Below are 10,988 nucleotides of genomic sequence, written 5' to 3'. Positions count from 1 at the left end.
TGGGACAAGGCCTCGCGTAGGGTCATGCCCCCTCTTTACCCCAAGGCCGCATATCGGTCAAGTCTGGACCAGGGCCTGACGGCTTGCGATTGGCAAGGGCTGGCGGGGATCCTTAAGGGAGTACACCCGCAACCCCCCTATCCCCGCACTGTAGAGAACCCCATCGCGCACGGCGAGCCGGTAGGCCCTGAAGCCCGCAACCCGGGCCACCTCTTTCCACGTGCCCGCCTCCTCGGCCAGCACCAAGACCCCTTCGGCGGTCCCCAAGTAGACCAAGTCCTCCCACACCGCTAGGGCATAGGCGGGACCAAAGGATGCCTCCCCCACTACCTTGGGCGCTTCAGGAGAGGAAACGTCCGCGATGACCAAGCCCCGGCCGGTGGCCAAGAATGCGCGGTTTTCCACCACCGCCAAGGCCCAAACCGAAAAGCCACCCAGCTTCCCCAGCACCCTGGGCTCCCCAGTGCCCACCTCGGCCACCAAGAACCCCGCCGGACCGCCCAGATAGGCCCGCCCACCCACCACCGCCAAGGCCCGGGCGGGAAAGTCCTTGAGGCGGGCCAGGACCTTAGGAGCGTCCCCTAAGGAGAGAACGTAAAGCCCGTAGTCGCTGGCGGCGAAAAGCTTCTCGCCCTCCCCGGCAAGGGCATAGGCAGGGAAGCCCCCAAGGAAGCCCCGCTCCTGAAGGGCCCCGTCCAGCACCCGAACCCCTTCCCCTGTGGCCAGATAGGCGTACTGCCCATCCGACCAGACGTCCCACACCGTTTTCTCCTCCTGGCCCAAGGCAAAAAGGGCCAGGAGGAGCAAGGCTAAGGCCCTACGCATCCTTGCCCCTCCTGTCCCGCACTACCTGACCCACTTGCTCAGGTAGACGTTGCGAAGAACCTTGGTCTGGTCGTTCAGGCGGAGCTCCAGAAGCTGGATAAGGTTATTCTTGAAGTGGTCGTAGGAGCTGTTCCGCACAAACCGCACCACGCAGGTGGTGGAGGCGTCTTTCAAGAGTTTAGGGGGGGTGCCGGCCTCACAGGACCACCAGATCTCCTGGGTGTGCTCCGCCGAGTTGATGAAGTAGCGGCCCCACCACTGGGCGTTGAACACAGCTTCGGGCCCGGTGTTGGTCAGCCTGTAGATAAGAGCTGCATTAGAAACTCGCCGATCATCACAACATCCCTCTGAATGTCTATCTATCCGAACGAAGTCCCAGCGGAACTGCCCCACCTGGAAGCTCAGGGCCTCTGGGTCAATGTAGCGCGCTTCCAGAAGGGTTTCGGAGGGGATTTTCTCGGCCACCGCCGCACCGTCAAAGGTAAAGCTCCCCACCTTCAAGGCGGTGAGGGTCTTCACCGAAGGGGCGATGGGAAAGTCCGCCAGGATGATGGTGGGAATACCGTTTTCCAAGGAAAGGTCCAGCTTCGGCCCCTTGTCCGCCGTTTCCTGTTCCGTGATGAGGCGAGCGCGGACGGTCTGGGGCTCGGCCTGGGTGGTGCTTCCCGCCGAGGTGGGCGCGTACGTGGCCGAGAAATCTGCCGCACGGAGGGTTAGGCTCACGGTGCTGTTCAACTGGGTTCCGCTAAAGGAAAACGCGCAGCGCACCGCCCCCTCGTGGGCCCAGCAACCCCGAAGCTCCACGGCTATGGTGCTCCCGATGACCCTCTGTACGCCCTGGAGCTGGCCTTCCACCAGGGTCTTCTGCCCCAGGGCGAACACCGCCACCAAGATAAGCGCCGCTAGAAGCCCTTTTCTCATAAGCTTTCCCCCTTTCCTTGGCCCAGTGGGCTACGCTGGAAACCTTACCCAATAGGGGAAGAATCTGTCAAGACACCCAAAAGAAAAGCAAAGCCAAGGTTAAGAGGGAAAGGGGCAGGCCGAAGCGGAGGTGCTCTAGGAAGCCCACCCGCACCCCCTCCCTGCCCGCCCCTTCGGCCACGATGAGGTTGGCCACGCTGGCCAAAAGGGTGAGGTTCCCCGCCAGGGTGCTGCCCCCAGCCAAGAGAAGCCAGTCTTTGGGCTCCTGCACCAAGGGGGCCAGGAGCAAGACCGCGGGCACGTTGGAGATGAGGAGGGAAAGGAGGGTGGCAGCAAGGAGGAGCCCCAAGGGGCTTTGCGCCAGGGGAAGGAGGGCCTCCACCAGGCCCAACCGCCTCACCCCCTCGGTGACGATGAAAAGCCCCCCGAACATCACCAAAAGCTCCCAGTCCACCCGCAGGAAGTAGCGCTCCGAGCGGAGGCGGCGGGTGAAGAGGAGAAGCCCCGCTGCCACCAGGGCCCCTTGGGCCATGGGGTAGCCCAGGAAGAAGGCCAGGAAAAGCCCAAGGGCCACAAGGAGCCCCTTCCGCAGGAGGGGGCGGTGGAGGCGGTAGCGCAAGGGGGGCAAGGGAGGCAAAGGCTTCAGGGAGCGCACCTCGGGGTAAAGCAGGGCCAGCAAGGCCACCTGCAGGAAGAGGCCCAGGAGGGCCACGGGCCAGAGGGCCTTCACGAAGCCCAGGTAGGAGAGGCCCGAGAGGCTGGCCACCACGATGTTCTGGGGGTTGCCCGTGGGGGTCATGAGGCTTCCCGTGTTCACCGCTCCCATGAGGGCCAGGAGGTAAGGCACGGGGTTCAGCCCCAGGCCCCGCACCACGGAAAGCACCAGGGGGGTAAGGAGGAGGGCCATGGTGTCGTTGAGGAAGAGGGCCGAGAGGAGGCCGCCGCCCAGGGTGAGGGAAAGGAGGAGGGCCAAAGGGGTTTTCGCCAGCGCAAGGAGCCTCTCCGCCGCCAGGCCGAAGAAGCCCGCATAGCCCAGGTGGGCGTTCAGGACCATGACCCCGAAGAGAAAGGTGAGGGTGCCCGCGTCCATGGCCCGCCAAGCTTCCTCGAGGTCCAGCACCCCCAGAAGCACCAGGAAGCTTGCCCCCACCAGGGCCACCCCCGCCCGGTTCATGCGGTAGCCGGGAAGCCCCCCCAGCGCCAGGCCCAGGTAGGTGAGGAGGAGCACGAGGCCGCTAACCGCTTCCCGAACCTCCATAAAGGCGCGCCTCCAACCGGGCCTTCACCTTAGGCCACTCTTCCCGCAGAATGCTGTAGAACACGTCGTCACGGAAGGTGCCGTCGGGGAGTCGGCGGTTTTTGCGCAACACCCCCTCCCGCACCGCCCCCAGGGACTCCAAAGCCCACTGGCTCCGCTCGTTCCTCCGGTCCACCTTGAACTGCACCCTTTCGGCCTGCAGGACCTCAAAGGCGTGGCGCAGGAGGAGGTATTTGGCCTCCTTATTGGCCGGGGTGCCCCAGAAGGGCCGAAAGAGCATGGTGCCGATCTCCAGCTTGCGGTTTTCCGAGTCGGGGGCGATGACGGAGATGCGTCCGGCCAGGGAAAGGCCGGGGGCGGGTGTCTGGAGGGCGGGCGTGGGGCGGAGGGCCCAGTTCACCCGCCCGGGCTCAGAAAGAAGGGCCTCCAGGTGCTCCCGCAAGGCCCTTTCGTCCGCCTCCTTGGGGGCGCGGCTTAGGAAGCGGAAGACCTCGGGGTCAAACCCCGCCAGGAAGCCCGGCAGGTGGGCCAGGGAGAGGGGCTCGAGGACCACGTACCGCCCGGCAAAGCGCTCGGGGAAGGTCCACATGGGCCCATTATGCTTAGGGCGTGGAAACGGTGAAAGCCGTGCTCCGCCTCCTCGGGCTTCCCCACCGGGGAAGCGCCACGGCCCTCGAGGCCCAGGCCTTCCAGCGCCTGAAGGGCTTCCTAGAGAGCCAGGGAATACCCGTCCAGGAAATCCCTTTCCGGGGCGTGCAAAGCTATGGCCCGGAACTCCTCCTCATCAGCCTGGTCAACCCTAGCCACCACTACCCACCCCCACGCGTAGGTGGGCACCCGCAGCAGCCGACCCCCCACCAGGATGAGGGTCTAAGCCTCGCTTCCACCCCTCCCACGATCCCAGCAGGATGGGCTTGGTCACGGGCGTAGCCCGTATCTTGCGGGGGGAGAGATCCCTCGGCACCTTCCGCCCAAGGAGGGGAAGGAAGAGGCCTACCCTCAGGGCTCGCCAGGCGTGGATGCCCTGGGGGTTCCTTCCCGCGGTTGACCCCGCAGGGCCGCCTGGCCCACCCTGAAGGCTTGGAAGGGTGGCGAGAGCTTTTCTCATCTGGGCAAGCTCCCGCCTGAGCTTGCGCCTGAGGTAGGGGTTCTCCTCCTCACGGTGCCGCTCCTTGAGCTGGGCTATCCGCCCCTCGTAGAAGCGGCGGGTGCGGTCGTGAAAGGAGGGGTCCTGGAGGAGGGCTTTCAGGGGTTTGGGGATTTCCTCCTTGAACCCCAAGGCCCTCCGGCCAATCACGTAGGCCGCGGCCACGTCCTTGGACAAGGACAAGAGGGGGGCGTACTTCAGCATCCCGATGGTGGAGGTGTCCTGGGGGTTCACCTCCAGGCTCTGGATGCCCCGCTTCCGGGCCAAGGCGTGCACCTTCCCCAGGAGGGAGCGGTAAGCGAAGCGGTGGGCTTGGCGGCGGAACCTTCTTCCGGAGCCGTCCCCTCTTCTCCCTTTGGGGAGGTGCTTCAGCCGCTCCGTGGCGATGGCCACCCCCTCCTCCTGGGCCAGGGAGACGATCTGGTGGGCCATCCGCCAGAGGGCGATCTCCTTGGCCCCCCGGTTGGGGGCTTGGTCTACTCCCTCCAGGGAGAGGGTGAGGTGCCTTCTCAGGCTCCCGTCCGGGTTCACCACCGCCAGGGCCAGCCCGTAGGGGTCGGCGTTGACGTCCAGGGCCAGGACGCCCCCCTCCTGGGTGAGGGAGATTGGAGGAAGCTCCTCCTCCCAGGAGAAGACGGCGTAGACCCTCCCCTCCCGCAAGACGAGCTCCACGTTGTAGGGCTCCTGGGCATACACNGTTCACCACCGCCAGGGCCAGCCCGTAGGGGTCGGCGTTGACGTCCAGGGCCAGGACGCCCCCCTCCTGGGTGAGGGAGATTGGAGGAAGCTCCTCCTCCCAGGAGAAGACGGCGTAGACCCTCCCCTCCCGCAAGACGAGCTCCACGTTGTAGGGCTCCTGGGCATACACCCGGGACAGAAGCGCTTGGAGCCTGGGGTGGGAGGTCTTCACCAGGGCCCAGGCGTAGCGCTTTTCCCCCAGGTTGATTTGAAGCCAGAGGTTCATTTGGGGTGTAGGGGCCCCGAAGAGGCTTCCGTCCTGCACCACCAAGCGCAGGTGGGGGTTGCCCTTTTTGCTCTTATCCCCACGGGCGTAGAGGGTGCCCTTGCGCCTTTCCCGCCACTCCGCCTTCTTCCGCTCATAGAGCGGGAGGTTGCTCCGTTTGAGGCGGGCCAGGTCTGCAAGAAGTTTCCTCCCCCCGAAGACCACCTTGCGGGGGTTCTCCCCCAGCTCCCTTTGGGCGGTGAGGAGGGCCTGGGCCTTCAGGAGGGCGTCATCTGCGTAGCGGGTGTTGAGGCGGAAGAGGGTGCAGAGGGGGCCGCTTTCCCTCTTCAGTGCCTTGCGATCTTCGCCTTCCAGCAGACGGTTGTACCCGTAGCGCACCGCCGAGGAGAAGCGGCGCATGAGGGCAAGATACGGGCTACGCCCGTGACCCAGGGTGGCCACGTAGTCCCCGTGGTCGGGGAAGAGGAGGAGGGCTTCCAAGCCGGTGTAGGGCTTGGGTTCTCCTTTCTTTCCCCTCTTCACGTCTGGACCTCCTGGGAGCATTGTAGGGGTTCAAGCCTTTTGCTGGGTGCAGACGGGGGGTTGTAGGGGGTGGCGGGATTTGGGAGCGGGGCTTGGTGGGGGGTGGGGAGAGGGGGTTGGGGGTCAACTGTTCACAACCTCCTCCTAGGGCTCGCCCCCGCTTCCCCCGTGCTCCCCCTCCTGGGAGCCCTGGGCTTCTTCCTCTACTTCAACGGCTGGAGGCCCTGGGGCTTCCTCCTGGACCGCCACCCTTCGCACAACCTCTTGGCCTGGAAGGGCCAGGGGGCAAAGGCCTTGGTCCTCATGGCCCACGTGGACACCGCCAAAACCTTCTTCCTCTACCACCCCAAAAGGGTGCGCCACTTCCGGGCCAACTTCCTCTTGAATGCCCTTCTGGCTTTCCTGGCGCCCCTTCTCGCCCTCACTCCCCTAAGGTGGCCCGTGGGCCTCTACTTCCTGGCCCAGGCCGCCCTCCTCCTCCACCGGGAGCTTAAAGCCCCCTACGTGGAAGGGGGCAACGACAATGGGAGCGGGGTGGCGGTGGCCACCGCCCTCTTCCTGGAGACCGAGCCCCCTGAAGGGTGGCGCCTGGGCCTAGCCCTCACGGGTTGCGAGGAGGTGGGGGCCCTGGGGGCCAAGGCCCTGATCCCGCATCTTCCCCCAGGCACCCTGGTCCTCAACCTGGACAACGTGGGCCAGGGGGAGCTCTTCTATGCGGAAGGGGAGGGGATGCTCCTTTATGTTCCCTACCGTGGAGCGCTCTTGGATGCGGCCCGAAAAACCCCAGGAGCCCATCCCCTCCGCTACCGCCTGGCCTACTTCGACACCCTGCCCCTGGCGCGAAGGGGCTTTCCCTGCCTTTCCCTGATCCGGCTGGAACAGGGGGTGCCCCCCAACTGGCACTGGCCCACGGACACCTTCGTCCATTTGGACCAAGGAGCCCTCGAGGACACCCTGCGCTACACCCGCACCCTTTTGCAAAGGGTCTTCCAAGGGGTAAGCTCTTGACAAATGTTCCGCGTGGGCATCCTGACCGTGTCCGACAAGGGCTTCCGTGGGGAGCGGGAGGACACCACCCACCTGGCCATCCGCGAGGCCCTAAAGGCTGGGCCCTTCGAGGTGGCGGCCTACGAGATGGTCCCCGACGAGCCTCCCCTCATCAAGAAGGTGTTGCGGCTCTGGGCCGACCGGGAAGGCTTGGACCTCATCCTCACCAACGGGGGCACGGGGCTGAGCCCCCGGGACAAGACCCCCGAGGCTACCCGGGAGCTTCTGGACAAGGAGGTGCCGGGCCTTGCCGAGCTCATGCGCCTTAGGGGCCTGGAGAAGACCCCCATGGCGGCCCTTTCCCGGGGCCTGGCGGGGGTGCGGGGCAAAAGCCTCATCCTGAACCTGCCGGGGAGCCCCAAGGGGGCCAGGGAGTCCTTGGAGGCGGTCCTCCCCGTCCTCCCCCACGCCCTGAGCCTCATCACCGGCAAGACCTGGCGGGAGGGGCACCATGAGTAGGGTGCCCGAGGCCTCGGTCTTCCTGGTGGTGGACGAGGCCAAACGCAAGGCCCGGGAGAAGGGCATTCCCCTCTTGGACCTCTCCATCGGCTCCACCGACCTCCTGCCCCCGCCCGAGCCCCTTCAGGCCTTAAGGGAAGCCCTTGCCGACCCCAGCACCTACGGCTACTGCCTGAAAAGCTGCACCCTGCCCTTCCTGGAAGAGGCCTCTCGCTGGTACGAGGGCCGCTACGGCCTGCGCCTGGACCCCAGGCGGGAGGCCCTGGCCTTGATCGGCAGCCAGGAAGGCCTAGCCCACCTCCTCCTGGCCCTCACCGAACCCCATGACCTCCTCCTTCTGCCCGAGGTGGCCTACCCCAGCTACTTTGGCGCGGCCCGGGTGGCCTCCTTAAGGACCCACCTCATCCCCTTGCGGGAAGATGGCCTGGCGGACCTCTCCCGGGTGCCGGAAAGCATCTGGAAGGAAGCCAAGGTCCTCCTCCTCAACTACCCCAACAACCCCACGGGGGCCCTGGCGGACTGGGGCTACTTTGAGGAGGCCCTGGCCCTGGCGGAAAGGCATGGGCTTTGGCTGGTCCACGACAACCCCTACGTGGACCAGGTCTACCAGGGGGAGGCCCCCTCCCCCCTGGCCCTGCCCGGGGGGAAGGAACGGGTGGTGGAGCTCTTTAGCCTCTCCAAGAGCTACAACCTGGCGGGCTTCCGCCTGGGCTTCGCCCTGGGCAACGAGGAGGCCATAGGGCGGCTGGAGCGGGTCAAGGGAGTGGTGGACTTCAACCAGTACGCGGGCATCCTGCGCATGGGGGTGGCGGCCCTCAAGACCCCGCGGGAGGTCACCCGGGGCTTCGCCCAGGTCTACCGGGAAAGGGCCTTGGGGATGGCCGAGGCCCTCGAGGGGGCCCTCAGCCTGCTTCCCCCCAAGGCCACCATGTACCTCTGGGGCCGCCTGCCCGAAGGGGTGGACGACCTGGAGTTCACCCTAAGTCTGGTGGAAAGGGGCGTGGCCCTAGCCCCAGGCCGGGGGTTTGGCCCCGGGGGGAAGGGGTGGGTGCGCATCGCCCTGGTGCAGCCCCTAAAGGAGCTTCTGGAGGCCGCCCGCATCCTCAAGGAAGCCTTGGATTGAACCGCTCCTTGGGCTACCCCCTAGGGCGAAGCCGCAGGCTCTACTGCCACCTTTCCTCCGGGGGAAGCCCCAAAAGGGCCCGCTTCACCTCCCCCACCAGGTAGAGGCTCCCCGCCACCACCACCCGGTTCTCCAGGGTAAAGGCCCTTTCCACGGCCTTTAAGGGCTCCTCCTCCACAAAGGCCCCAGGGAAGAGGGGAAGAAGGGCATTGGGGTCAGCGCTCCTGGGAGAGCGGTAACGGGTGAGGACCACGGGGCCGAGGCCCCTAAGGGCCTCGGCCATGGCGGCGTGGTCCTTCTCTCGGCTGAAGGCAAGGACCAGGGCGGCAGGCCAAAGCCCATGGAAGTGGAGGGCCTCCTTCAGGGCCCAAGCCCCCTCCAGGTTGTGGGCCCCATCCAAGAGGAGCTCCTTGCCTCCCGGCCAGGGAAGCCGCTCCAGCCTCCCCGGGTGCTCCACCCGGAGAAGGCCTCCCGCCACCGCCTCCCACGGGGCGCCCAAAAGCCTTCCCCCCACCGCCGCCAGGGCCAGGTTCTCCGCCTGGTGGGGGCCGAGAAGCCGGGTCTGGAAGGCCCGCTCCTCTTTCCCAAGCCGGAGGCGGAAGGCCAGGCCCTCCCCTAAGGGCTCCACCCCAAGGAGGGCAAAGGCCTCCCCCAAAACCCAAAGGGGCGTGCCCAGCTCCCGGGCCCGCTCCTTGAGCTCAGCCAACCCCTCCCCTTTGGCAGCGGTGAGGGCCGGGATCGCTTTTCGGAAAATCCCCGCCTTCTCCCGGGCCACGTCCCTCAGGGTGGGGCCCAAAAGCTCCTGGTGGTCGTGGCCCACATTGGTAACGATGGAGAGGACGGGCTCCGTGGCGTTAGTGGCGTCCAGACGCCCCCCCAGGCCCACCTCCAAGACGGCGAACTCCACCCCCTCCCGGGCGAAGTGGAGGAGGGCCAGGGCGGTGGCTATTTCAAAGAAGCTAGCCCCCAGGGCCTCCGCTTTGGGACGGATCTCTTCCAGTAGGGAAAGGAGGGTCTTTTGGGGGATGGGCTTGCCCTGGATGGCCACCCGCTCCCGGAACTCCACCAGATGCGGGCTGGTGTAGAGGCCCACCTTTAGGCCCGTCTCCTGCAAAACCGCCGCCAGGGCCCGGGCCGTGGTGCCCTTGCCGTTGGTCCCCCCCACCAGGGCCACCGGGTAGGCCTCCTGGGGGTCCCCAAGGAGCCGCAGAAGGGCCTGGATGCGCTCCAGGCCCAGGACCACGGCGCCCTGGCGGGCGTAGAGCCAAGTCAAGGGATCCATCCGGGAACCTAGGCGCCTGCGCACGGGGATCGCTCCCTCGGCCAAAGCCCTTGCACTAGCCCTTCAGGGACCCCCCTTGCGGCAGGGTGCTCAGCCCTTCAAGGCCGCCTTGCAGGTGGGGCAGAGGCCCCTAAAGGTCACCTCGGCGGTGCGCACCTCCACCCCGGGGTGGGCCTCCTGGGCCAGGGCCACCAGGTCGGGCAAGGCCACCTCGAGGTCCACGATCTCCCCGCAGGCCTCGCACACCAGGTGCAGGTGGGGGTGGAGGTTGGCGTCGTAGCGGGTGGCTTCCCCCGCCTTGGTGATGGGGGTGAGGTAGCCCTCCTCCACCAGGGCATCCAGGGTGCGGTAAATGGTCCCCAGGCTCACCTTGGGCACCACCTTGCGCACCTCCTGGTAGATCCAGGCGGCGTCGGGGTGGTTGTGGGCCTTGCGCACCACCTCGAGGACAGCCTTACGCTGGCGGGTTAAGCGCTTCAGCGCCATCGGCTTCACTATACCCCAGGCGGGGGGAAAACTCCACTAAACCTGTCGGGTTTGGGCGAGAAGCTCCCGCCCCCCCTGCTCCAGTACGTCCGCAGCCAGCTCCAAGCCGAGCTCCTCTGCCTCCGAGGCCTCGCCCTCGATTTCCGCCCGGATGAAGCTCTTGCCGTCCGGGGAAAGGATGGCCCCCTCCAAGAGCAGGGTGCCGTCCTCGGCCACCTGGGCTAAGGCCCCCACCGGGGCCAAGCACCCAGCCCCAAGACCCTTCAGGAAGGCCCGCTCCGCCCGCACCCGGTCCGCGGAAGGGTGGTGGTGGAGGGCGTAGGCCAGCTCCTCCGCCAAGTCGTCCCCCTGGCGCACCTCCAGGGCCAAGGCCCCCTGCCCGGGGGCAGGGAGCATCACCTCGGGCTCCAGGAACTGGTCGATGCGGTTCCTAAGGTCCAGGCGGATAAGCCCCGCCGCCGCAAGGACGATGCCGTCGTACTCGCCGTTCCCCAAGGCGGCGAGGCGGGTGTCCACGTTGCCCCGGAGGTCTTTCACCGCCAGGTCCGGGCGGTAGGCCAGAAGCTGGGCCTTGCGCCGCACCGAGCTCGTGCCCACCGCGGCCCCCGGGGGAAGGTCCTCCAGGCGCTTGTAGGTCTTGCCCAAGAAGACGTCCCGGGGGTCCTGCCGCCGGGGGATGGCGGCGATCTTGAGGCCCGGGGGCTCCTCGGTGGGGAGGTCCTTGAGGGAGTGGACGGCGATGTCGATCTCCCGGGTGAGGAGGGCCTCTTGGAGCTCCTTCACGAAGATGGCCTGCTCCAGGGGGCTTGCCCCCTGGTCCCCCCGGGTCTTCACCGTCTTGACCTTGAACTCCGCCTCGGGCCAGCTCTCCTTCAAACGCTCCACCACCCACCGGGTCTGGGCCAGGGCCAGAGCGCTACCCCGGGTTCCCACCACGATGACGCGCATACTTTC

The 10,988-nt window shown here is 66.8% G+C and carries 9 protein-coding genes and 3 pseudogenes; 3 read left to right on the top strand and 9 right to left on the bottom strand.

The genetic code is table 11. The features are described 5' to 3' along the window. Window positions 1-57: 57 nt before the first annotated feature. The 6 genes and pseudogenes from L1088_RS06780 to L1088_RS12615 form a co-directional block, all read right to left on the bottom strand. Window positions 58-825, bottom strand: a complete 768-nt coding sequence (locus L1088_RS06780; protein ID WP_234554264.1) for an LVIVD repeat-containing protein — start codon at window positions 823-825, stop codon at window positions 58-60. A 21-nt stretch (window positions 826-846) separates the two neighbouring features. After that, complete coding sequence (locus tag L1088_RS06775) at window positions 847-1,746, bottom strand: hypothetical protein (RefSeq protein ID WP_234554263.1); 900 nt, start codon at window positions 1,744-1,746, stop codon at window positions 847-849. A 67-nt stretch (window positions 1,747-1,813) separates the two neighbouring features. After that, window positions 1,814-3,004, bottom strand: coding sequence for an anion transporter (locus L1088_RS06770; RefSeq protein ID WP_234554262.1), 1,191 nt, complete (start codon window positions 3,002-3,004; stop codon window positions 1,814-1,816). Further along, window positions 2,982-3,593 carry a GNAT family N-acetyltransferase gene (locus L1088_RS06765; protein ID WP_234554261.1) on the bottom strand — a complete coding sequence of 204 codons (612 nt, stop codon included), beginning with the start codon at window positions 3,591-3,593 and terminating at the stop codon, window positions 2,982-2,984. Before L1088_RS06765 ends, L1088_RS06770 begins: the two co-directional genes overlap by 23 nt. Before the next feature lie 210 nt (window positions 3,594-3,803). After that, a pseudogene (locus L1088_RS06755) lies at window positions 3,804-4,847 on the bottom strand (IS200/IS605 family accessory protein TnpB-related protein); the annotation flags it as partial. A 115-nt stretch (window positions 4,848-4,962) separates the two neighbouring features. After that, a pseudogene (locus L1088_RS12615) lies at window positions 4,963-5,514 on the bottom strand (SSO2105 N-terminal domain-containing protein); the annotation flags it as partial. Window positions 5,515-5,772: 258 nt separating this feature from the next. On the opposite strand from L1088_RS12615, the pseudogene L1088_RS06745 reads away from it, so the two are divergent. From L1088_RS06745 to L1088_RS06735, 3 genes and pseudogenes are all read left to right on the top strand, one after another. Then, a pseudogene (locus tag L1088_RS06745) lies at window positions 5,773-6,645 on the top strand (M28 family peptidase); the annotation flags it as partial. 3 nt (window positions 6,646-6,648) lie between these two features. Beyond that, window positions 6,649-7,143, top strand: coding sequence for a MogA/MoaB family molybdenum cofactor biosynthesis protein (locus L1088_RS06740; protein WP_234554260.1), 495 nt, complete (start codon window positions 6,649-6,651; stop codon window positions 7,141-7,143). After that, window positions 7,136-8,266, top strand: a complete 1,131-nt coding sequence (locus tag L1088_RS06735; RefSeq protein WP_234554259.1) for an aminotransferase class I/II-fold pyridoxal phosphate-dependent enzyme — start codon at window positions 7,136-7,138, stop codon at window positions 8,264-8,266. Before L1088_RS06740 ends, L1088_RS06735 begins: the two co-directional genes overlap by 8 nt. Before the next feature lie 40 nt (window positions 8,267-8,306). Here the strand turns inward: L1088_RS06735 and L1088_RS06730 are convergent, their stop codons facing one another. The 3 genes from L1088_RS06730 to hemC form a co-directional block, all read right to left on the bottom strand. Beyond that, window positions 8,307-9,548, bottom strand: a complete 1,242-nt coding sequence (locus L1088_RS06730) for a bifunctional folylpolyglutamate synthase/dihydrofolate synthase (RefSeq protein ID WP_234554258.1) — start codon at window positions 9,546-9,548, stop codon at window positions 8,307-8,309. Between the two features lie 90 nt (window positions 9,549-9,638). Further along, entirely contained in the window at window positions 9,639-10,034 is a 396-nt protein-coding gene (gene perR / locus L1088_RS06725) for a manganese-dependent transcriptional regulator PerR (RefSeq protein ID WP_234554257.1), read from the bottom strand. 36 nt (window positions 10,035-10,070) lie between these two features. Continuing rightward, on the bottom strand, window positions 10,071-10,982 hold the full coding sequence (gene hemC, locus L1088_RS06720) for a hydroxymethylbilane synthase (protein ID WP_234554256.1): 912 nt from the start codon (window positions 10,980-10,982) through the stop codon (window positions 10,071-10,073). Window positions 10,983-10,988: the final 6 nt, after the last annotated feature.

The organism is Thermus caliditerrae, from assembly GCF_021462525.1.
Lineage (GTDB): Bacteria > Deinococcota > Deinococci > Deinococcales > Thermaceae > Thermus > Thermus caliditerrae.
Note: the sequence above shows the minus strand (reverse complement) of the source record. Positions and strands in the feature narration are given on the sequence as shown.

Bases quoted from the DNA above. Each gene is read 5' to 3' on its own strand.
- L1088_RS06780 (WP_234554264.1), bottom strand. From the start codon at position 825: ATGCGTAGGGCCTTAGCCTTGCTCCTCCTGGCCCTTTTTGCCTTGGGC.
- L1088_RS06775 (WP_234554263.1), bottom strand. From the start codon at position 1,746: ATGAGAAAAGGGCTTCTAGCGGCGCTTATCTTGGTGGCGGTGTTCGCC.
- L1088_RS06770 (WP_234554262.1), bottom strand. From the start codon at position 3,004: ATGGAGGTTCGGGAAGCGGTTAGCGGCCTCGTGCTCCTCCTCACCTAC.
- L1088_RS06765 (WP_234554261.1), bottom strand. From the start codon at position 3,593: ATGTGGACCTTCCCCGAGCGCTTTGCCGGGCGGTACGTGGTCCTCGAG.
- L1088_RS06740 (WP_234554260.1), top strand. From the start codon at position 6,649: ATGTTCCGCGTGGGCATCCTGACCGTGTCCGACAAGGGCTTCCGTGGG.
- L1088_RS06735 (WP_234554259.1), top strand. From the start codon at position 7,136: ATGAGTAGGGTGCCCGAGGCCTCGGTCTTCCTGGTGGTGGACGAGGCC.
- L1088_RS06730 (WP_234554258.1), bottom strand. From the start codon at position 9,548: ATGGATCCCTTGACTTGGCTCTACGCCCGCCAGGGCGCCGTGGTCCTG.
- perR (WP_234554257.1), bottom strand. From the start codon at position 10,034: ATGGCGCTGAAGCGCTTAACCCGCCAGCGTAAGGCTGTCCTCGAGGTG.
- hemC (WP_234554256.1), bottom strand. From the start codon at position 10,982: ATGCGCGTCATCGTGGTGGGAACCCGGGGTAGCGCTCTGGCCCTGGCC.